The organism is Marinobacter sp. NSM (assembly GCF_052380025.1).
Lineage (GTDB): Bacteria > Pseudomonadota > Gammaproteobacteria > Pseudomonadales > Oleiphilaceae > Marinobacter.
Map to the genome: position 1 here is coordinate 273,098 of NZ_JBQTCK010000002.1, position 20,733 is coordinate 293,830.

The following is a 20,733-nucleotide window of genomic DNA, read 5'->3' on the forward strand; positions in this document are numbered from 1 at the left end:
AATTCTCCAGATTGAACTTTAGTCTGTTATAACTGTCAGCACTGAGTCTATACAGGTAGGATGCTCATAACCACGCCTTTATAGAGCATTTTGGTAACCTAACCAATCCGACCAAAAGAGAGGGACCTGAGATGAAAAAATCCGGTGTGATTACCGCCGCCATACTCGCCGCTTCGTTTGCCGTGCCAGCGGTAGCCCAGCTAAGCGTTGAAGACCAGATCAAAGCACGCAAAGCCGGTTACCAGTTCATGTCCTGGAACATGGGCAAGATCAAGGCCCAGGCCGTCGATGGCGATGTGGAATTCAATGCGGACCAGATGAAAGCGGCAGCCAATGCCATTGCCGCGGTTGCAAACTCTGGCATGGGCGCCCTGTACAGCCCAGACTCAGCCATGGACAAGGCAGAGAATACCCGCCTGAAGCCGGAGTTTTTCCAGCAAATGGAGAAAGTCCGGGAAGTGGGGACCAACTTTGTTCGTGAGGCCAACAAATTACAGGAAGTGGCCGCAACCGGAGACCGTGCGGCCCTGGCGAAGCAGTTCAGCGCTGTCGGGCAAACCTGCAAGGCCTGCCACGACAACTTCCGCGCTGACTGATTCGCGCAGCGAACCTACCAGCCCAAATCCTGGGGTGCAGGTTTGGGCGCCGGCGGTGGCGAAACAAGCTCACCGCTGGCGGCCCAGACCACCACCAACGCCAATACAAGAGACACCGCAAACGCAATCGCGCCGCCACCCCTGGCGTCTTCCGCCTGCCCTTCCCTGACGACTTTCCTACCGGTGATCATCGGGTTCACCAGGTTATCTTTCTTAACGTGGGTGTAGAACATCACCGCTGCCACATGCAGGGCTATCAGACCATACAGATACCATTCAGTTTGCCGGTGCCAGCCGCTGAGAGTGCCACTCAAATCCGAAGACACCAGCGGGTAAAGCGGCCCATAGAAGGCGATTTCGTCATTGGCAAACAACCCGGATACCGCCTGAAAGCCAAACAGGCCAATCAGCGCCAGCACCGACAGGGCGCCGAGCGGGTTGTGGCCCACACCCTGCCACTGGCCCTTAAGGTAAGCGATAATGGCTCTTGGGCCACGCACAAACCGGGCAAATCTCGCATAACTGGAGCCCAGGAAACCCCAGATAATGCGGAAAGCCAGCAAGCCAACAACCAGCAGGCCGAATCGCTCGTGCCATGCCATCCAGCTGCCGCCCAGCTTGGTAGTGACAATGGCACCAACCACCGCCAGCACCAGCAGCCAATGAAACAGTCTTACAGGCAAATCCCATAATCGAATTGTGGTCATAGTCATTCCTTTGCATCACTCACGGATTGGCGACATAGACCATCATGAGCTTACTAAGTTCCTTGCCGTCTTCAGTAGACCCTGACCAACTCCCGCTTCTGCCACCCCAGCCGCCCTGTTTCGACAACCTGACGCCGAATACCCGGCACTGGCCGCACCATGAACAGGTCGCCATTTCGGCCCACCATGGCTCTGGGCACGCCCGCGCCCTTGGCAAGATCTGCATGCACCTCCATGTGTTCTGCTTCACCGTGAACCGGGATGGCGATGCGGGGCTGAACCCAACGATACATCGCCTTGAGTTCATCCTGCGCCGGATGACCAGAAGCATGAATGGGCGCCCCGGCGTCTTCCGCGGTGATCACGATTACCCCCAGCTTGCGCAGCTGGTTGATCAGCGCCTCAATGGCGTCTTCATTACCCGGTATGGCCCGGGCACTGAAAATCACCGTGTCGCCTGCTTCCAGCTCAAAATCCGGATGACTGCCCTGGGCCAGGCGCCGCAGCGCGGTTCGCGGTTCACCCTGACTGCCGGTGGCCACGCCCAGCACTTCATGGCGCGGCAGATAACCCAGGTGCGAAGGGCTGATCAGTTTGTCTGATCCGGGCCACAGGCCCGTGGCCTTGGCCGCACCACTCATGTTCACCAGCGAACGGCCCAACAACCCCATGTAGCGACCGGTTTCCCGGGCAATGGTGGCCAACGTGTGCAGGCGGGCAATGTTGCTGCCGAAGCAGGTGACAATCACCCGGCCCTCGGCCACCGCAATCAGGTCCCGCAAGCCTTCGTGCAGCGCCGCCTCGGAAACCGAGTGGCCCGGCACCGTAGCGTTGGTGGAATCGCAGACCATGGCAGCCACACCTTCTTCCGCCAGGTCGGTAAACGTTGAGGTTGTATAGCCGTGTCCCACCAGCGGGTTGTCATCCAGTTTCCAGTCACCGCTGTGGAAGATATTGCCGATCGGCGTGCGGATCATCAGGGCATTGGGGTCGGGAATCGAATGGGTCAGTGCCAGCCACTGCACACTGAACGGGCCAATCTGCCGGCGCTCACCGGTGTCCACTTCGATGATCGGCACCCGGTGCAACAGGTCAAACTCCGCCAGTTTTCTGCGCAGGATCTCGGCGGTAAACCGGCTGGTGTAGACAGGGCACTGCAGTAATGGCCAGAGGTAGGGCACGGCGCCAATGTGATCTTCGTGGGCATGGGTAATGATCAACCCCGCCAGCTTGTCACGCCGGTCGGCGATAAACGCCGGGTCTGCCATCTGTACCGGCGGTTCTCCCCGGTGGTGGACCGTGCCGTCTGCAGCAACGCGCCCCGGTTTGGGGAAGGTCACTCCGCAGTCCACCATCAACCATTGGCCATCATGGCCGTAGAGGTTGAGGTTCATACCAATTTCACCCGTGCCACCGAGAGGCAAAAACCATAAATCGTTGTGGTCTGGGGTCATTGAGCGGGCTGTTCCAGGTACTTCAACACAAGATTCTCCTTGATTCCCTCACGCTCGATCAGCTTCAGGGCCGCGCGAATGTCATCTGCGTACTTCAGCGCCGGCGATTTGTTTGATACCGCAATCCAGGATCGTTCCCCGGGCACAAAAAACGGTGAAACCTGTGCGGGAAGTTTCAATATGCTGACGGTGTAAAGGCCCACAAGCTCCGGCGCGACGACCACATCCACCCGACCTTTTTGCATCATCAGCATCAGGTTCTCGTAATGGGGTGCAGACTCTTTCATCAGGTTCGGGTCACGGTCGAACCGGGAAAAGTAAGTAGCACCATCCAGCACACCCAGGGTTTTACCGTACAGGTCGCTGTAGCGCGAAATTTGATGCTGATTATCCAGATAGAAGAACAGGCGGCGCTCTGGCGGGAAAGCCGGAGCGACGAAGGTCATGTAGTCCTCGCGGCCATCTGTCCTCAGCGGCCCCAGCATCACATCCACTTCCCCTTTTTGCAGCATCAGCAGAACGCGCCGGAACGGCGCCTCCCGGTACTGCACGTGCCAGCCGAGCCGATCGGCAATTTCCTCAAAAATTTCCAGATACAGGCCACCTTTATGGCCCACTTCCAATATCCGGTAGGGTGGAGAATGGTTAACTCCGACGGTGATCGTCAGTGGTTCGACGGTTTCTGTACCCTGCTGCGCAAGCACTGGCAAGGAGAGCACCAGTAGCAAAGATGCCAGCCACAGCTGTACGTTTCTCACGTCCATTTCGGCCTCAATCCCTGATCGATGAAGTATCAAACGCTGACAGTATAGTTGCCTATGGCATCCATAACCTACCCACAACCGTAATGCCTGTTGAAATAACGCCACCCCGCCACAAGGTCTTGTGATAAGGCACATCAAATTCCTTTCTGAATCCCGACACGAGGATCGACCACTATGAAGATACTGATGGTACTCACTTCCCATGATCAAATGGGCGATACCGGCCACAAGACCGGTTTCTGGCTGGAGGAATTCACCTCGCCGTTCTACGTCTTCAAGGATGCCGGTGCCGACCTTACCCTTGCCTCCCCGAAAGGCGGCCAGCCACCGGTGGATCCGAACAGTGAAGCGGAAGACGCGCTCACCGATTCCACTCGTCGGTTCATGGAGGACACCCATGCCCGTGAAATGCTCGCCAGCACGAAAAAACTGGCAGACGTGGACATGAACCAGTTTGATGCCATTTTCTACCCCGGCGGCCATGGCCCGCTATGGGATCTGGCGGAAGACAAAGAATCCATTACCCTGATCAAGACCGCCTATGAGCAGGACAAGGTAATCGGCGCTGTCTGTCACGCGCCTGCCGTGTTCAAGAATGTGTTCATCAAATCGGACCAGAACATTGTGGGCGGCCGGGAGGTAACCGGCTTCAGTAATACCGAAGAAGACGCCGTTCAGCTCACCAATATCGTGCCCTTCCTGCTCGAAGACATGCTCAAGCAGAACAACGCCCGCTATAGTCGGGGCGACGACTGGGCACCGCACATCGTGGTGGATGGAAAGCTGATCACCGGGCAAAACCCGGCCTCTTCCGAGGGCACCGCCAAGGCCGTGGTACAGGCGTTACAGGCCAGCTAACAGGCTGAGTCCATGACCGCAAAAACAAAGGGGAGGCCGGCGGCCTCCCCTTTGACATTCTGATACGGGTAAATCTCTGATCAGAAGTGAATCACCGTACGAATGCTCTTGCCTTCGTGCATCAGGTCAAACGCCTTGTTGATGTCCTCCAGCGGCATTTCATGGGTGATAAACACATCCAGCGGGATTTCACCCTTCTCGGCTTTCTCCACATAGGACGGCAACTCGGTACGGCCCTTGACGCCACCAAAGGCTGAGCCTCTCCAGACCCGACCGGTCACCAGCTGGAACGGGCGCGTGCTGATTTCTTCGCCGGCACCGGCAACACCGATGATCACCGACTCACCCCAGCCCTTGTGGCAGCATTCCAGGGCCGCACGCATAACCTTCACGTTACCGATACATTCAAACGAGTAGTCCACACCGCCATCGGTCATCTCGACAATGACTTCCTGGATTGGCTTGTCATAATCGTTGGGGTTAACCACATCGGTGGCGCCCAGCTGTTTGGCGATGTCGAACTTGCCCGGATTGATGTCGATGGCAATGATGCGGCTGGCCTTGGCCATGGTCGCGCCGATGATCGCAGCCAGGCCAATACCCCCCAGGCCGAAGATGGCCACGGTGGCACCCTCTTCCACCTTTGCGGTGTTCATCACCGCACCGATGCCGGTGGTGACACCACAACCCAGCAGGCACACCTTTTCCAGCGGCGCTTCTTTGGGAATCTTGGCCAGGGAAATTTCCGGCAGCACGGTATATTCGGAGAAGGTAGAGCAGCCCATGTAGTGGTATAGCGGCTGGCCGTTGTACGAGAAACGGGAAGTACCATCCGGCATCACGCCTTTGCCCTGGGTGGCCCGCACCGCACCGCACAGGTTGGTCTTGCCGGAGGTACAGAACTTACACTCGCCACACTCAGCGGTGTAAAGGGGGATAACATGGTCACCCACTTTCAGGTCTTTTACACCCGGGCCAACGGCTTCCACAATACCGCCACCCTCATGGCCCAGAATCGTCGGAAACAGGCCCTCGGGATCAGCGCCGGAGAGGGTGTAGGCATCGGTGTGGCACACACCGGTAGCCACAATTTTTACCAGAACCTCGCCTTCCTGGGGCGGAGCCACATCCACCTCTACAATTTCCAGTGGCTTGTTTGCTTCAAACGCAACAGCCGCGCGGGATTTAATCACTTTCAATCTCCTGGTATTCGGTTGAGTCGAATTGCCTGCCAGCATTAACCTTGAACTTTAGCACGTCAGTGCCCTCAAGGCCTTAGACAGACGCCAATCCTCCGGGCAATTACTGACGTATGTTCCGGTAACTTTTCAGAAAGGTTATTACTTTGAAAACGCTCTACTGGTTTACCCGCGACCTGCGAATGCACGACAACGCAGCGTTACTGGCAGCGGCCCGCTCTGACATGTTGCTGTGCGTGTACGTGGTGGATCCCCGATGGTTTGCCAACGGGCCATTCCAGTGCCGGGCGATGGGTGAGCATCGATGGCGATTTCTGTGGCAAAGCCTGACCGACCTTGAGCGCAGCCTGCGGGCCCTGGGGCAGCGGCTGCACATTGCCTTCGCAGAACCGGAGCAGGCACTCCCTGGGCTGGTTCACCAGCATTCCATTGATCGTGTTATTCGCTCACGCCAGCCCGGCACCATCGAAGCGCAACAGTGGCGGACGCTTCAACAGAAGTTGCCAAACACCCTGTTTCAGGAGTTCGAAACCCTGAGCCTGTATACAGTAGGCTCGCTGCCTGTGCCTGTCAGCGAGCTGCCCGGAACCTTTTCCCAGTTCCGCAAGCGGATCGAGAAGCAGGGCGACCGGGGCCCCGATCTTCTACGTATTCGCACGCTGACCGCCCTGCCACCGCCGCCCGGGTTCCCGGAAGACAACCGGGGTGAGTGCCCGCCGATCCCGGAGCCCTCATCGGCGCTGGCGTTTACGGGCGGAGAGGCTGCCGGGCTGGCGCGCCTGCAAGAGTATTGCTTTGGCAACCACGGCATTGCCACCTACAAGGAAACCCGTAACGCCCTGGATGACTGGGACTCGTCCTCCAAGTTTTCCCCCTGGCTGGCCAATGGCAGCCTGTCGGCTCGGGAGGTGGCTGCCACCATCGAAGACTACGAGCGCCAGCACACCCGCAACGATTCCACTTACTGGCTCTGGTTCGAGCTACTCTGGCGCGAATACTTCTACTGGTACGCGCTCAAACACGGCAGCCGCCTGTTCCGCCGGGATGGTGTTCAGCGCAAGCATCGGCAGGCGACCTTCTATGGCCATCGTTTTAAGGCCTGGTGTGAAGGAAACACCCAGTATCCCATCGTCAACGCCGCCATGAACCAACTGCGCGAAACCGGATACATGAGCAACCGGGCCAGGCAATTGGTCGCCAGTTGCTTCGTGCATGAACTGGAGCTGGACTGGCGCTACGGCGCAGCCTGGTTTGAGCAGCAGTTGGTGGACTACGATGTCGCCAGCAACTATGGCAACTGGCAGTATCTGGCCGGCGTGGGCGCAGACCCGCGAGGCTTGCGGCAATTCAATCTGGACAAGCAGGCGCAACAATACGATCCTGATGGAGCCTTCGTTGAACGATGGCAGGGCAGGTCTTCACAACCGGTGGGCCTGCATACCGTGGACGCAGCAGACTGGCCCATTCTATGAGCACATCAGCGGACAGCCCGGCCAAGGTTCTGGCACGAATCATCGACACCAGCCAACCCCAAACCCTGCTTTCTTGCGGCAGCACCGCCAACGACGTTGCAGCAGTCTGGAAGCAGCAGGCAGGGTGCCAGTTACTGACTCTGGACACCAAAGACCCAAACGCCCACCTGCCACCGGCCCAGACACCGGATCTGGCCCTGATCACCGACACCCTTGAGCACCTTCCCTACGAAGAAGGCGCCCTGTTACTGGGCCAACTGAGGAACTACGGCGCCCACCAGATTGCCGTCGTTATGCCCCAGTCCTCCGATTGGGGCTTTACCGATTTCATCGCTCTGGGTTTCCAGCGCCACGCAGAGCTGGAAACCGAGAACGGCGCACTCACGCTTTACACCTACAATCTGGATACTTACAACCATAAACGGGCCTGGAACAATCCCGATAACTGGGCCAATCCGCACATGTGGGGAAAATCGTGGTGGTAAAGAAAACAACCTCAAAAACACTGACACCCAGCTCCATCCGTATCGGCACCCGCTATCGAGCCAGCCGTTTGAAAGGCCCTTATGACGCCTTGGTGATCGGCTCCGGCATTGGCGGCCTGACCACCGCCGCCTGCCTGTCCAAAGCCGGTTATAAGGTGCTGGTTCTGGAACAGCATTACACCGCAGGCGGCTACACCCACAGCTATGCCCGCAATGGCTATGAATGGGACGTGGGTGTGCACTACATTGGTGACATGGGCGCCCGCCATACTCTTGGCCGCCGGCTGTTCGATTACATCACCGACGGCAAGCTTGAATGGGCGCCCATGGACGAGAACTACGACCGTTTCTTCCTGGGCGACAAGGTCGTCAATCTCAGGGCCGGCAAGGAAGGCTTGCGACATTCCCTGTTGGTGTCGTTCCCGAACGAAAGCGAAGCCATCGATCGCTACCTGACCCTGCTCGGAAAAGTTGCCGACGGCATGCAGTGGTACACCCTGTCCAAACTGTCCCCGGCACTGGCCGGCCCGCTGGTTTCCCGGGGTCTGAAAACCGTCCTCCCGGACTGCTTTAACCGGACCACCTACGAGGTGTTAAGCGACCTGACCGACAACCAGGAGCTGATTGGCGCCATCACCGGCCAGTGGGGCGATTGCGGGGTTACCCCGAAGCATTCCAGCTTCATGGTACATGCGTTGATTGCCAAGCATTACCTGTATGGCGGCTTCTACCCGGTGGGCGGCGCCTCGGAAATTGCCAAAACCATCATCCCGGTGATTCAGGCCGGGGGTGGCGATGTGCTCACCTACGCCGATGTGAAGGAAATCCTGATCGAGAAGGGCAAGGCCGTTGGCGTGCGCATGGCCGACGGCCATGACATCCGCGCGCCACTGGTGATCAGCAATGCAGGGGTGATCAATACCTTCGAACGACTGCTGCCCGAGTCCGTCGCTGACAGCATTGGCTATCCCGGTAACCGGGAACATATCAAGCCGTCCATGCCACATATCGGCCTTTATATAGGCCTGAAAGGCACGCCCGAACAGCTCGGCCTGCCCCGCACCAACTTCTGGATTTACCCGAGCGCAGACCACGATGGCAACGTGGAGCAGTTCCTGAAAGACCCCCAGGGCGCGCCTTTCCCCGTGGTCTACATCTCGTTCCCGGCCGCCAAAGACCCGGATTACCAGAACCGCTGGCCCGACACCTCCACCATTGAAATTGTGGCCCCCACCACCTGGGAGATGTTCGAGCCCTGGCAGGGCTCCACCTGGGGCAAGCGGGGGGATGACTATGAGGCAGTGAAAGCCCGGATCACCGACCAGTTGCTGGAGGTGATGTATAAGAAACTGCCCCAGCTCCGGGGCAAGGTGGACTATGTGGAAACGTCCACACCGCTCTCTACGGCCTGGTTCTGCCGTTACGAGCAAGGCGAACTCTATGGCCTGGACCACACCCCTGAACGCTTCGAGCAACGCTGGCTGAGGCCGAAAACTGATATCCCCGGCCTGTACCTGACCGGGCAGGACATCCTCACCTGCGGTGTGGTGGGCGCGATGATTGGCGGGCTGGTGACCACCCTGGCGATCCGAGGTCTGAAAGGCGCGGGCCTGGCCAAACGGATCTTTGTGGGCTGAGGTGCTGCGATGAGCTCCACACTGACACCTGAAGACCTGTCTCGGGTTATCGAAATGGCCTGGGAAGACCGCACACCCTTTGAGGCCATCGAAGCCTGCTTTGGGCTGCCGGAGAAAGAAGTCATCAAGTTGATGCGTCGGGAGCTGAAAGCGGGCAGCTTCCGGCTTTGGCGCAAGCGTGTCAGCGGGCGTAACACAAAGCATGCCCGGCTGAGGCCGGAGGGTGTTCTGCGAGCTCACTGCCCGACCCAGTACAAACACAGATGACGTCATCCACGAGTTTCGTTACCGTTAGGGGTATCGAATAACGACCAGGCAAAGCTATGGCATTCTTTTCCGAAAAAGCAGCGGCCTCACAACTGAAACACGAGGCAGACAAGGTTGGCAAAGACGACCTGGAGTCTCTGTTAGAGCGCCAGAAAGCGATTGAGAAAAAGGTGCTCAGCAGCGGCCGGTTGCGCCGGTTCACCACCGACATCCGTTTAATGTTTGCGTTAGTTCGGGATTACTGGCGGGGCGATTATCAAGCCATTCCCTGGAAAAGCATTGCCGCCATCGCCGGCACGCTATTGTATGTGCTGAACCCCATCGATCTGATTCCAGACATCATTTTCGGCATCGGCTTTCTCGAAGACGCCGGCATAGTGGCGCTGTGCCTGAAACTGGTGGAGTCAGACCTCCACCGCTATGCCGCATGGAAAGCACAGCAGGACGACAACAACGTCTCCACAATGACAATTGATTAAGGAATAATCAGAGGGTATTCTCTCGTCTCTCTTCCCCAACCCTGTGCAGTGAACGGAGTAACCGTGGATTTTGCCACCCTGATCGGCCTGGTCGGCGCCATCATGCTTATTGCATCGGCAGTGATACTGGGCGTGTCCCCTGAGGTGTTTCTCAACCCGGCATCTTTGCTGATCGTGGTCGGGGGCAGCCTGCTGGTGGTTCTCGCAAAGTTCAGTTTTAGCCAGTTTTTCGATGCCTTCAAAGTGGCTGCCCGTGCCTTCAAGTTCAAACTGCCAGAAACCCAGGCCAGCATAGACGAGCTGGTGGAAGTCGCGCAGATAGCTCGTAAACAGGGTGTTCTGGGGCTTGAGGGCCGGGACGTCAGCTCTCCGTTTCTGGCCCAGGGCATTCAGATGCTGGTGGATGGCCAGGACGCCAACACCATTAAACAGCTGCTTAACAAAGAGCGGTTGATGACCCTGGACCACAACCGTTCCGGGGCCAAGGTGTTCAACGCCCTGGCTGATGTGGCGCCGGCCATGGGTATGATCGGTACCTTGATCGGCCTGGTACAGATGCTGTCGAATATGGAAGATCCGAAATCCATCGGCCCGGCCATGGCGGTGGCGCTCCTTACCACGCTTTACGGCGCCATGATCGCCACCATGATTGCCACGCCCATCGCCGACAAACTGTCGCTGCGAATGACCGAAGAAGCCCGTATGCAGTCCCTCTACATTGATGCGCTGGTGGCCATACAGGAAGGCACCAACCCCCGAATCATTGAACAGATGCTGTCTTCTTACCTGCCCCCGAAAGAGCGCGCAAAGAAAGGTGAAGCGGAGACGGTAAGCGACTGACCATGGACGAGATACCGGAAGAGGAAAAGCGTGCGATACCGGCCTGGGTTGTCACCTTTGCCGACCTGATGTCGTTGCTGATGTGCTTCTTCGTGTTACTGCTGTCGTTCTCCGAAATCGACGCCCAGAAGTTCAAGCAGATTGCCGGTGAATTATCCAAAGCCTTTGGCGTTCAGCGGGAAGTTCCGGCCCTGGAAGTCCCCATGGGCACCAGCCCGATCTTCGACAAGTTCTCACCGGCACCGCCGGAGCCGACGGTGGTCAATGAAATCCGCCAGACCACCACCGATCAGCAGCCGCAACTGCAGACACTTAACGACCCCACCGAGCAGGCGGTGCAGGACGCTATTCAGGAACAGATGGATGTCAACCTGGCAGAGATCCTGGAAGTACTGGAGCCGGCGATTATGGACGGGCGCATCAATGTCTCGGAAGACCAGCGCCGAATTGTTATCCGGGTCGAAGAGAAGGGATCCTTCCCGTCCGGGTCTGCTCAGCTGACCTGGGAATTCGAGGGCTTGCTGCTTGACATGGCAGAGGTGCTAGCCGACATGCCCGGCGATCTGGCGGTAGAAGGCCACACCGACAACATCCCGATCCGTACGGAAAGATTCTTCAGCAACTGGGACCTGTCAGCGGCCCGGGCAGCCGCAGTAGCGAATGTGTTGCTGGCCCGGGAACAGGTGTCGCCCGAGCGCCTGCGAGTGACCGGCCTGGCCGATACCCGACCCCGGGTGGCAAACACCACCGCAGACAACCGGGCCAAGAACCGGCGCGTGGAAATCATCATTGACCTGTCGGGCCCCTTGGAAGAACAGGAAATCCGATTGCGGGAGCTTATTGAAGCCGAACAGCAAAACCAGGAAGCGATCATTGATCTGCGGTCTGAGCAGACTTCACCATCCGGCGACCTGGTCTGGTAGCGCGCTACTGTTCGGAGTAGCCCGTAAGCTCCATATAACCGACACCTTCGTGACTGCCAGTCACCGTTACCGGGCTTTCCCAGTAGGGATACAAACCATCGTTGGTGTAGTTGCCTGGGGGAGCCGACAGCGTCAGATCCAGATCATGGTCCGGCACCGTCAAGCGCCACCGGGTGGGAACAGGCCCGGCACCAGCCCCCGGCTCCAACTGCAACTGGCCCGGAGCCAGAGCAATCGGTTCACCACCCGCCGGCATCCAGGTGCCGGAGCGGAAATGATCTTGCTGCTCCCTTAGCTGGAACGCCATCAGTTTGTCGCCAGAATCCAGGTGCAGGGCAAACCAGTCCCAGCCCTGCTGACCCGCTTTCAGAAACTGGCTACTCCACTCCCGGTCGAACCAGGCCTTGCCGCTTACCGACAGCGTTTCACGCCCTAACCTCACCTGTCCGGTCACCTCGATGTCCACCAGGCTGAAATACATGGAGCCTTCACCGCTGGCCGACTTGGCACTGAACCCGTCAACCCCGTGAGCCACCGGCGCCCCCCGCACGGTCAGCTCAAGATCAAACGCCCAGTAGTCCTCCGTGGCGGGTTGCCCATGACTGACCTTTAGCTGCCACTGGTCCGACGATTCGCCCGTGGTCAGTTGCCAATGGTCGAGCCAAACCTGGAAGGGCTCCGCGGTGGCACCGGCCTGGCCCAGATCACCCCGTGCCAGTCGTTCGCCGAACCAATGCTGCCCCCGGTAGCTGACGGCGGCATGGGCCATCCAGGCCGCCTTTAATGGCCAGCCCGAGGGCTCCGGTGACGGGGATGCATAATCCCGGGGCTCGATGGCCTGGCGGAACTGGGTCCACTGCAGACCCAGTGGTTCGCCGGCGTCCGTTTCCAGGTTTGCGGTGAGGTACCACCATTCGATGCGATGGGCCGGATGAGGGCCGAAGTCCCGGGGGAAAACCAGTTCCGTGCCCGGTCCCGGCTGCTCGAATCCGTCGTCAGTGCCGGTCGTTCCGCCCAGACCGGCAAAACCCGCGTCTGTGCCAGGCTCGCTGCAGCCTGCAAGCAACCCGTAGACAAGCACCATGGTCAGCCAACGGAGCCTCATCGCTCTTCTCCTGTCACGCTACCGGTCACCGATGGCCGAACCGCAGGGCGCCCCAACTGCCGGCGCATCAGCAAGGCAATACAGCCGCCAATCAGCAACGCCAGGGCCAGCAATTCCAACCAGAAGACCGGATAGACAGCCATCGGCAGTGACCAGCCGAAGGCCAGGGGGTTGATGCGCTGCACCAGTACCCAGGTCAGGCCAACGCCCAGCGGCAAAGCCAGCGCCGCTGCACTCAGGGTGACTGCCAGCGCCAACAGCAGGAGTTTCCGGAAGATCTCTGCTTTAGTCATGCCCCAGACTTCCAGCAGCCGGAAGTACCACAGGCGGGTGGACAGAAACACCCAGCCCATCAGTAACAGGGCAACCGCCGCCAGTGCCAGGGTCAGCACCGTCATGGCACGGGTCAGCATAAAAGTCTGCTCGAACACCCGGTTGGCCAGGTCCTGAATGGCGCGATTGTCGCGGATGGTCAACGCCGGCTCGCCCCAGAGTGCGCGAAAGGCGTCAGTGATGGTTTCAATAGGGACACTGGCCGGGGAGATCGAGAAACTCTCGAACGTCACCTCGAAATCCGGCGGCAGAATTTGCCCGGCAATCATCACTTCTCCCGCGGGTCGGCCATAATCCGGGTAGATGGCCAGCACCGGCAGTTTAAGGGCCCGCTCCGCCAGCACCAGCTCCAGTTCGGCGCCCACGGACAGTCCCTGGCGATAGGCGAGCTGCTCGTTAACCATCACACCGGCACCAGACGCCAGTGCCTGCCAGGGCTGTCGTGTCTGCACAAGCAGGCCCCAGCCAGTCATCAGCGGGCCAACCGGCGCCACGGCAAAGATATCCACATCTTGCCAGGCTTGCCCATGCCGCAAGCGGCCCGAACCACGCTGGACATGGTGCCAAAGCCCTTCGCCTGCGGTTGGAAGATGCTCCGTCAGCCAGTTGGCAGCCAGTGCGCTGTCCGCGCCCTCGGGCACCTGCACGTAGACATCCGCCGACAATCGCTGGCTCAACCAGCGATCAAAGGTGTCTTCAAAGGTAATCACCAAAGCCTGCACGGCCAACACCATGGCCAGGGAGAACTGTAACGCCACCAGGGGCAACGCCAGGCGCCGGCACAACACGCCAAACTCGGCCCACCACCAGCGCCAACCCGGCTTGGCGCTGGCCCGCACACCTGCACCAGACAACAACGACAGGCCCCGGGGCATTAACCACCCGATACCGGCTAACACCAGTGCCAGTGCCACAAACAGCAGCCACAAGACATCGGCCAGCCACACACCGGCCAGGCCAACCAACACCAAAGATGTGGCCGCTGCGGGCCGCAGGCGGCTGACCGGCGTGGTGCGGGCAACCATCGGCATCAGCCAATCCACCATGGCAACGGCGAGCAGTAGCGCGGTCATCACCAATGCGGGCACCCGCCAGTGGTTGCCGCTGGTCGCCAACTGACGGCTATCAAACAGCCCTTCCATGACATTGGCGAAGCCACCTTCCAGTACCGAGGCCAGCGCCTGACCGAGCCAGATACCCGGTATCAGGGTGAGGGCGGCGAGACACAGAAGCTCCAACAGCAGGTGCCCGCGCACCCGCCGGCCAGACACCCCAAAGCGGGCCAGGAGCGCGAAACTGTCCCGGCGCTGGGACAGCGACAACAGATAGACACTGCGCAGGAGCAACCCGGTAATCAGCAACACCAGTACACTCAAGGCATCCAGGTTCAGCAGGAAACTGTCGCCCAGCTGGCCGGTATCCGGTGACAAAGCGAAAGGGGCCGTACGATAGGCCGAGGGCAAAGGACCCTCGCCCGCCGCCAGGATCAGGAACAGCTGCTGTTCGGCGGCCGTTAGAGCAGCTGCGTCGGCGATATCCAGGAACGGCTGGCCAACCAGTGGCTGGCCATCAAAGCTGGCAACATCAGCCTGGTCCTGAAAACACAGCGCCGCCAGAGGGTCGACGCCAATCACCCGGCGGGACTGCCCGTCCGGCAAGACTTCCAGCCAGGGCATCACGCACAGGCCCTGACGGCGAAGCGAGACAAAATCCTCTACCGAGAGCGCTGCACCATCAACTCGCAGCACCTGTTCACGGACCTCCACCAGCCGTTCACTCTGGCCGAGGCTGTCGCGGGCCTGGCTGGTCAGGTGGTGAATACCGGTCCACAAGGCGGTGGCCAGCAGCATCAGAAGGGCCAGCGCGGCGCCCTGCCAGGGGTGCCGGCGATAGTGGCTGAGCAGGGCGGTAAACACCGTCATGGGCGCTCAGCCCCCGGACCGATGGCCAAGGTCCAGCGTTTGCTGGCAGCGGGCCGCCAGCTCCGGGTCGTGGGTAGCGAGAATCAGGCTGCAACCGGTTTCGCCCTGGAGTCTGAACAGCTCATCAGCCACCTCGTTGGCCGTGTTGCGGTCCAGACTGCCGGTGGGTTCGTCTGCCAGAATCAGGTCCGGCGCCATGGCGAAGACCATGGCCAGCGCCGCCCGCTGGCGTTGGCCGCCAGACACCTGGTCCGGAAACCGGTGGCCAAGTTCTCCGATACCAAGCACCTCCAGCCAATGCTGGCAACGGGTTTCCGGCTGGCCGGCCATAGAGGCGCGAAGGCGCACGTTATCCAGCAGCGACAAGGTCGGCATCAGGTTGGCTTCCTGAAACACCACACCGATTCGCTCGCGGCGCAGGCATGGCCAGTCGGCAGTCCGGTCGTCCTCGCCAAACAACGTCACGATACCGTCATCCGCTTGCTCCAGCCCACACAGAATATTCAGCAAGGTGGACTTGCCGGAGCCGGAACGCCCCATCAGGGCGAGCGAACTGCCGGCAGGCAGATCAAAGCCCAGGCCAGACAACACGGCAACGGCCGAATCGCCCTGGCCGAAGGTTTTACGTAAGCCGCTGACGTTCACTGCACTGTGCACCTTAACGTTCTCCCCGTTGGCCAATTCGCCCCCCAACGTTCAACCCTGCAGGGGTTCCGGCGTTTCGCCGTGGCGCTGCGCACGCCATTCCCGGAACTGCTCCAGCCACGACAACAGTGCCGGTATCACCAGTAACACCAGGAAGGTGGACAGGCCCAGGCCAAAGGCGATGGACGTCGCCATGGGAATCAGGAACTGCGCCTGCAGGGAGGTTTCAAATAACAGCGGCAACAGGCCACCGATGGTGGTGAGGGAGGTCAGCAACACTGCCCGAACCCGCTGTACGGCTGCTTCATTGAGGGCATCGGTAATACCCAGTCCTTTCTGGCGCTGCTGGTTATAGAACGACACCAGAATAATCGCGTTGTTGACCACAATCCCGGACAAGCCGAAGAGGCCGAACAACGACAGAATGGTCAGCTGCAACCCCATCAGCCAGTGCCCCAACAAGGCACCCACCAGGGCAAAGGGAATGATCGCCATCACGATCAGCGGCAGGCTCCAGGAGGCAAACACCCAGGCCAGCACCACATACATCAGTGCGATACCGATCACCAGGCCGGTTTTCATGTCGTCCATGGTTTCGCGCTGATCGGCAGACCGCCCCTCGAAGCTATAACGCACGCCGTACCGGCTGGCAATGTCCGGCAGGGCGCCGGCCTGCAGGCTTTCCAGTACCTGATCGGTGGTGGCCACCCGGGTATTCAGGGCCGAGGTCACCTCCACCGCCAGTTTGCCGTCGGCATGGCGCAGGGCCTGGAAACCCTGGCGGTGGTCCAGGTTCATCACCTGGGTCAACGGCACGAACCGGCCATCCGGAATACGCACCGTCATTTGCTCGAGGGTGGAATACCGCTCCCGTTGATCGCGGGGTAGCTGCACCCGCACTTCAATCTCGTCACGGCCGTCCTGATAGATCTGGGCAATACGGCCATCAAAGGCTGCCCGCAGCTGACGCCCGAGATCCATGGTGGTCAAGCCCAGGGCTTCACCATAGGGGCTCACCTGATAGATCAACTGTTCCCGGCCCCAGGGCATGTCATCTTCCACATCCAGCACCCCCGGCAGGGTGCTGAGTGCCTGGGCAACTTCGTCTGCGGCACGTTTGAGGTTATCGGCGCTTTCGCCAGTCAGGCGAATGTTCACATCCCGCCCTGGCGGTCCGGCCTGGCGCTCACTGATGTTGAGCGAATCCAGCCCTGCGGGTAACGGCAGACGCTGGCGCCATTGATCAATGAATTCCGGGTTGCGGACATCCCGGCGGTCTGAGGGCACCAATTCCACCAACATGGAACCGAGCTCGTCATCATTCCGGGAACTACCTTCCGCACCCTGGGTAGCGCCGTAGGTGGTCACCGCATGGAGAATCAGATTACCGCCCAGTGCCTGCTCTGTTTCGTTCAGAGTGCGCTGCATCTCGCGCATGAAATCCGCCACCTCGCGCTTATCGGTACCGGCGACAAAACTGGCGTTGGCGTAGAACACCGAGGGCTCCGGTGTCGGGAAAAAATTGAAACCCAGACGACCGCCAGCCAGCAGACCGACGGTGAGGATTGCCAGGGCCAGAGCGCTGGCCACCGTCACGCCGCGATGCTTCAGGCTGTAACGGGAAAATCGCCGGAACGGGCCATCGCGAAAAGCATCAAACCGCCGCTCAAAGCCATTGCGAAGCCGAGTGACCGGGTTTGGCTGACGCTTTGCAGTCGCCGGCTGGCCTGCCTTTTCAGTTTTGCGCTTGAAGGCATGGCGCAAGTGCGCCGGCAGCACGATGAAGCACTCCACCAGCGAGGCAATCAGGACACAGATCATCACCAGGGGGATGTCACCCAGGATGTTGCCGATCACGCCACCCACCACCAGCAACGGCATAAACGCGGCCACAGTGGTCAGAGACGATGCCAGCACCGGCCAAACCATGCGCTTGGCGGCACCCTCGGAGGCATAAATAGATTCCTCACCCATTCGCGCATGGGCATCGGCATCCTCGCCCACCACGATGGCATCGTCCACGATCACCCCCAGCGCCATGATCAAGGCAAACAGGGAAATCATGTTGATGGAGCCACCAATCAGCCAGAGCACCGCCAGCGCGGCCAGAAAGGCGGTAGGAATTCCGATCGCCACCCACATGGCCACGCGCCCCGGCAGGAACAGGTACAGCAACCCCACCACCAGCACCAGGCCACCCAGGCCGTTGTTGACCAACAGGGAGATACGATCCTGCAACAGCTGCCAGGTTTCGTCATACACTTCCATTTTGATGGAATCGGGCAGCACCGGCCGGGTGTCTTCCAGCCAGGTTTCCAGCACCTTGGCGGCGGCCAGGGAGTTGCCGTTTTCCGAGCGCTGCAGCTGTAGTTCCACCGCAGGCACGCCATGGTTCTCCATCACCGTCTGGTTGTCACGGGCTTCCTGGCGGATGACAGCAATATCACCCAGCTGCATTCGAACCCGATCACCACTGAGCACAGGAACGGTCTCGAACGCCTGGGGGCTGCGCCGCTGTTCCACCGAACGCAGTTCCCGGGTGGCATCCTGCTGGGCCATCATGCCCGCCGGCAGGTCCCGCGACAACGAAGCGACCCGGTCGGCAATCTGTTCCAGTGAAAGTCCTAGGGTTTCCAGCCGCTCCACCGGCACATCGATACTGATCTGCTGTTCCGGCAGGCCGCGGATGGCGATGCGATCAATGCCGCGATCAAGCAGCTCATCTTCAAACCGGTACACCAGGGTTCGCAGCTCACTCCGGTCCACCTCGCCGTAGATCAACAGCCGGGCGACCGGCTCATAGCGTTCCACCCGGGCCACCTGGGGTTCTTCCGCATCCGCAGGCAGGTTGTTGAATTCGTCCACCTGCTGGCGAACGTCGTCCACCGCCTGGATCGGGTCGGTACCCTCGTGGAATTCCAGGGTAATGGAAGAGATACCCTGGGCCGAAGTAGAGGTCATTTTCTTCAGGCCATCGACACTGCGCAGTCGCTGTTCCAGGGGATCGGTGATGCCCCGTTCGACATCCTCTGCAGACGCGCCACTCCACACCACCCGCACGCTTACCACGTCCAGGGCGAAGGTGGGGAAGAACTGGATATTCATCCGGCCCAGGGCCAGCACACCGCCAAGAATCATCACCAGCATAACCAGATTGCCGGCTACCCGGTGGTGGACGAAGAAACCGATAATGCCTTTTCTGCGCCTCACTCTGATGACTCCCCGTTGTCGCCCGCCACCTCAACTTTCAGGCCGGTCATGGCATTGGGCAGGTGGGTAGTGATCAGTCGGGCGCCGGGGGTGAGTTGGTCGCCGGCAATGAGCAACCGGCGTTCGCCGTTGCTGGCCACCGCCTCGCCAATCCGTTCCACCTGTACCCGTTGCATGCGCTGGTCGTCGGTCATCAGGTAAACACTGTCGGCGCCGTACAGGGCGCTGAACGGCACTTCCACGGCCTGCTCCCGGGCCGGCCGCTCCAGTATCAGGGGCACCAGAGCGCCGGGGCGCAGACCTGCCGGCTCACCCTCCAGGGTCAACACGGCTTCGGTACCAGAAGGGTCAGCCAACCCGGCAAACCGGCTCAACACAAACCGATGTTCTCCGCCATGGGTCCGGGCCTGCAAGGTTTCCCCTCGCTCCAGTGCCGCCAGCAGTTCACGCTGGAACACTTCCGGCACCCTGGCACGCACCTCCAGGCCGGCGATCGGGTAGATTGATAACAGCGATTGATTGCGGGACACCTGATCCCCCACGGCCACCTGCACGTTGGTGACCACACCATCGAAGGGGGCAGCAACCCGGGCCCGCTCGCTGTCCCGTTCCGTCGCCGCCAGGTTTGCGTTGGCCTGTAACAACCGGGCCTGCAGGCTTTGCAGCCGCGCGGGGTGCTCATCAATGGCGCGCTCACGGGTACTGACGGTCAACTCCGCCCGGGCCAGGGCGTCGGTGGCAACTTCCAGGTTTTCCCGGGACGCCAGGTTACGGCCAACCAGTGATTCAATCCGTTCAAACTGCCGGCGGGCGTTGTCCACAATGGCCTGCTCGCTGGCCAGCGCCCGCTGGTCGTTGCGATGCCGCACCTGCTCGGAGCGGATCTGGGCCTGCAGGTCTTCCACCTGGGCTCTGGCCTGGGCCAGGGCCGGCTCAACATCTGCGTCATCCAGGGCCAACAGCAGGTCGCCCTGGCGCACCCGGCTGCCCTCCGACGCCGGGCGTTCGGCAATGCGCCCCGCCAGGGTAGCGGTAACGGTTTGCTGATCCGGCGCCACCACCTCACCATACAGCGGAAGCACCGGCACCCGGGTATCCGGAACCACCTCCTGCACCTGCACCTGCCAGCTGCGCTCCGAGGCAGAGACTTCAGGCGGTTGAGGCCGCGTTGCTTTCAACAACAGAAAGCCGGCAACGCCAAGGGCCACGATAAGGAGGGGAATCAGACGCTTGTACATGGGCAAATTTCACGCTTAGAGTGGAAAGGTCGCATCGCTGCGTTAAAACTACTATACAATTTTCGACATCAATCGGATTGTTGTCAGGCTGCGACAAATGTTCACAGCCTGTTTGTCGCGCATGCTCAACCGGGAGTTCCGTCCTTTGGAAAACACTCACGACACCCTCTGGAACGTAACGCTGCTGAACACTGCTCTGGTCTGTATCGTGGTCATTATTCACAATGAGACACTACTTCGCCTGAGTAGCCTCCTCGGCAAAATGCGCAAAAGCCATCACTTCCGTCTGATTGTCGCGGTACTCGGTTGCCTGACGGCACACGCCGCTGAGGTCTGGATTTTTGCCACCGCGTTTTACTACATGCACCATGCTGAGGGATGGGGCGAGCTTGTGGGCAACTTTGATGGCAGCCTGATGACCACCGTCTACTTTTCGTTCACCACGTTTACCACCCTCGGTTATGGCGATATCGAAGCCCTGGGGGCACTGCGCCACCTGACCGGAATTGAAGCGCTCACCGGCTTTCTTCTAATTACCTGGAGCGCCTCGTTCCTGTTCCTGGAGATGCAACGCTACTGGCCGACGCGCTAGCGCCTGC

The 20,733-nt window shown here is 60.0% G+C and carries 19 protein-coding genes; 10 read left to right on the plus strand and 9 right to left on the minus strand.

The features are described from left to right. Positions 1-131: 131 nt before the first annotated feature. Positions 132-596 (plus strand): c-type cytochrome, encoded by a 465-nt coding sequence (locus ACTZWX_RS05365; RefSeq protein ID WP_444713053.1) that lies wholly within the window; start codon positions 132-134, stop codon positions 594-596. 14 nt (positions 597-610) lie between these two features. Here the strand turns inward: ACTZWX_RS05365 and ACTZWX_RS05370 are convergent, their stop codons facing one another. The 3 genes from ACTZWX_RS05370 to ACTZWX_RS05380 form a co-directional block, all read right to left on the minus strand. Beyond that, positions 611-1,303, minus strand: a complete 693-nt coding sequence (locus ACTZWX_RS05370; protein ID WP_444713054.1) for a cytochrome b/b6 domain-containing protein — start codon at positions 1,301-1,303, stop codon at positions 611-613. A 71-nt stretch (positions 1,304-1,374) separates the two neighbouring features. Beyond that, positions 1,375-2,697, minus strand: a complete 1,323-nt coding sequence (locus ACTZWX_RS05375; protein WP_444713055.1) for a ribonuclease J — start codon at positions 2,695-2,697, stop codon at positions 1,375-1,377. Positions 2,698-2,753: 56 nt separating this feature from the next. Beyond that, positions 2,754-3,521, minus strand: a complete 768-nt coding sequence (locus tag ACTZWX_RS05380) for a substrate-binding periplasmic protein (RefSeq protein ID WP_444713056.1) — start codon at positions 3,519-3,521, stop codon at positions 2,754-2,756. A gap of 174 nt (positions 3,522-3,695) precedes the next feature. Between ACTZWX_RS05380 and ACTZWX_RS05385 the strand changes: the two genes are divergently transcribed. Further along, on the plus strand, positions 3,696-4,379 hold the full coding sequence (locus ACTZWX_RS05385; protein WP_444713057.1) for a type 1 glutamine amidotransferase domain-containing protein: 684 nt from the start codon (positions 3,696-3,698) through the stop codon (positions 4,377-4,379). An 80-nt stretch (positions 4,380-4,459) separates the two neighbouring features. Here ACTZWX_RS05385 and ACTZWX_RS05390 read toward each other — a convergent pair whose 3' ends face one another. Further along, positions 4,460-5,572 carry an S-(hydroxymethyl)glutathione dehydrogenase/class III alcohol dehydrogenase gene (locus tag ACTZWX_RS05390; protein ID WP_444713058.1) on the minus strand — a complete coding sequence of 371 codons (1,113 nt, stop codon included), beginning with the start codon at positions 5,570-5,572 and terminating at the stop codon, positions 4,460-4,462. Between the two features lie 152 nt (positions 5,573-5,724). Here ACTZWX_RS05390 and ACTZWX_RS05395 point away from each other — a divergent pair, with 152 nt between their 5' ends. The 7 genes from ACTZWX_RS05395 (at position 5,725) to ACTZWX_RS05425 (ending at position 11,681) form a co-directional block, all read left to right on the plus strand. Next, positions 5,725-7,050 (plus strand): DASH family cryptochrome, encoded by a 1,326-nt coding sequence (locus tag ACTZWX_RS05395; RefSeq protein ID WP_444713059.1) that lies wholly within the window; start codon positions 5,725-5,727, stop codon positions 7,048-7,050. After that, the gene (locus ACTZWX_RS05400) at positions 7,047-7,535 is read left to right on the plus strand and encodes a DUF6231 family protein (protein ID WP_061331195.1); all 489 of its coding nucleotides are present in this window, start codon (positions 7,047-7,049) and stop codon (positions 7,533-7,535) included. The genes ACTZWX_RS05395 and ACTZWX_RS05400 overlap by 4 nt, the downstream gene beginning before the upstream one ends. After that, positions 7,529-9,172: a phytoene desaturase family protein gene (locus ACTZWX_RS05405; protein WP_444713060.1), complete on the plus strand. Its 1,644-nt coding sequence runs from the start codon at positions 7,529-7,531 to the stop codon at positions 9,170-9,172. Before ACTZWX_RS05400 ends, ACTZWX_RS05405 begins: the two co-directional genes overlap by 7 nt. Positions 9,173-9,181: 9 nt before the next feature. Then, complete coding sequence (locus ACTZWX_RS05410) at positions 9,182-9,439, plus strand: TIGR03643 family protein (protein WP_072678733.1); 258 nt, start codon at positions 9,182-9,184, stop codon at positions 9,437-9,439. 56 nt (positions 9,440-9,495) lie between these two features. Beyond that, the gene (locus ACTZWX_RS05415; RefSeq protein ID WP_444713061.1) at positions 9,496-9,918 is read left to right on the plus strand and encodes a YkvA family protein; all 423 of its coding nucleotides are present in this window, start codon (positions 9,496-9,498) and stop codon (positions 9,916-9,918) included. Between the two features lie 63 nt (positions 9,919-9,981). Further along, on the plus strand, positions 9,982-10,758 hold the full coding sequence (gene pomA, locus ACTZWX_RS05420) for a flagellar motor protein PomA (RefSeq protein WP_444713062.1): 777 nt from the start codon (positions 9,982-9,984) through the stop codon (positions 10,756-10,758). Between the two features lie 2 nt (positions 10,759-10,760). Continuing rightward, on the plus strand, positions 10,761-11,681 hold the full coding sequence (locus ACTZWX_RS05425) for a flagellar motor protein MotB (protein ID WP_444713063.1): 921 nt from the start codon (positions 10,761-10,763) through the stop codon (positions 11,679-11,681). Positions 11,682-11,685: 4 nt separating this feature from the next. Here ACTZWX_RS05425 and ACTZWX_RS05430 read toward each other — a convergent pair whose 3' ends face one another. Genes ACTZWX_RS05430 through ACTZWX_RS05450 form a run of 5 tightly spaced genes read right to left on the minus strand, consistent with a single transcriptional unit; the run spans position 11,686 to position 20,134 of the window. Continuing rightward, positions 11,686-12,786 (minus strand): lipocalin-like domain-containing protein, encoded by a 1,101-nt coding sequence (locus ACTZWX_RS05430; protein WP_444713064.1) that lies wholly within the window; start codon positions 12,784-12,786, stop codon positions 11,686-11,688. Continuing rightward, entirely contained in the window at positions 12,783-15,041 is a 2,259-nt protein-coding gene (locus tag ACTZWX_RS05435; RefSeq protein ID WP_444713065.1) for an FtsX-like permease family protein, read from the minus strand. Before ACTZWX_RS05435 ends, ACTZWX_RS05430 begins: the two co-directional genes overlap by 4 nt. Positions 15,042-15,047: 6 nt before the next feature. Continuing rightward, positions 15,048-15,698, minus strand: a complete 651-nt coding sequence (locus tag ACTZWX_RS05440; RefSeq protein WP_444713066.1) for an ABC transporter ATP-binding protein — start codon at positions 15,696-15,698, stop codon at positions 15,048-15,050. A 39-nt stretch (positions 15,699-15,737) separates the two neighbouring features. Then, the gene (locus tag ACTZWX_RS05445) at positions 15,738-18,896 is read right to left on the minus strand and encodes an efflux RND transporter permease subunit (protein ID WP_444713067.1); all 3,159 of its coding nucleotides are present in this window, start codon (positions 18,894-18,896) and stop codon (positions 15,738-15,740) included. Next, a complete protein-coding gene (locus tag ACTZWX_RS05450; protein ID WP_444713068.1) occupies positions 18,893-20,134 on the minus strand; it encodes an efflux RND transporter periplasmic adaptor subunit in 1,242 nt (413 codons plus the stop codon). Before ACTZWX_RS05450 ends, ACTZWX_RS05445 begins: the two co-directional genes overlap by 4 nt. Positions 20,135-20,255: 121 nt before the next feature. Between ACTZWX_RS05450 and ACTZWX_RS05455 the strand changes: the two genes are divergently transcribed. Further along, positions 20,256-20,726 carry a potassium channel family protein gene (locus tag ACTZWX_RS05455; RefSeq protein WP_444713417.1) on the plus strand — a complete coding sequence of 157 codons (471 nt, stop codon included), beginning with the start codon at positions 20,256-20,258 and terminating at the stop codon, positions 20,724-20,726. The last annotated feature ends 7 nt before the right edge of the window (positions 20,727-20,733 follow it).

Excerpts from the sequence above, each read along its gene's own strand:
- ACTZWX_RS05385 (WP_444713057.1), top strand. The coding sequence starts at position 3,696 with ATGAAGATACTGATGGTACTCACTTCCCATGATCAAATGGGCGATACC.
- ACTZWX_RS05435 (WP_444713065.1), bottom strand. The coding sequence starts at position 15,041 with ATGACGGTGTTTACCGCCCTGCTCAGCCACTATCGCCGGCACCCCTGG.
- ACTZWX_RS05375 (WP_444713055.1), bottom strand. The coding sequence starts at position 2,697 with ATGAACCTCAACCTCTACGGCCATGATGGCCAATGGTTGATGGTGGAC.
- ACTZWX_RS05415 (WP_444713061.1), top strand. The coding sequence starts at position 9,496 with ATGGCATTCTTTTCCGAAAAAGCAGCGGCCTCACAACTGAAACACGAG.
- ACTZWX_RS05455 (WP_444713417.1), top strand. The coding sequence starts at position 20,256 with ATGCTCAACCGGGAGTTCCGTCCTTTGGAAAACACTCACGACACCCTC.
- ACTZWX_RS05370 (WP_444713054.1), bottom strand. The coding sequence starts at position 1,303 with ATGACCACAATTCGATTATGGGATTTGCCTGTAAGACTGTTTCATTGG.
- ACTZWX_RS05410 (WP_072678733.1), top strand. The coding sequence starts at position 9,182 with ATGAGCTCCACACTGACACCTGAAGACCTGTCTCGGGTTATCGAAATG.
- ACTZWX_RS05430 (WP_444713064.1), bottom strand. The coding sequence starts at position 12,786 with ATGAGGCTCCGTTGGCTGACCATGGTGCTTGTCTACGGGTTGCTTGCA.
- ACTZWX_RS05380 (WP_444713056.1), bottom strand. The coding sequence starts at position 3,521 with ATGGACGTGAGAAACGTACAGCTGTGGCTGGCATCTTTGCTACTGGTG.
- ACTZWX_RS05425 (WP_444713063.1), top strand. The coding sequence starts at position 10,761 with ATGGACGAGATACCGGAAGAGGAAAAGCGTGCGATACCGGCCTGGGTT.
- ACTZWX_RS05450 (WP_444713068.1), bottom strand. The coding sequence starts at position 20,134 with ATGTACAAGCGTCTGATTCCCCTCCTTATCGTGGCCCTTGGCGTTGCC.
- ACTZWX_RS05365 (WP_444713053.1), top strand. The coding sequence starts at position 132 with ATGAAAAAATCCGGTGTGATTACCGCCGCCATACTCGCCGCTTCGTTT.
- ACTZWX_RS05400 (WP_061331195.1), top strand. The coding sequence starts at position 7,047 with ATGAGCACATCAGCGGACAGCCCGGCCAAGGTTCTGGCACGAATCATC.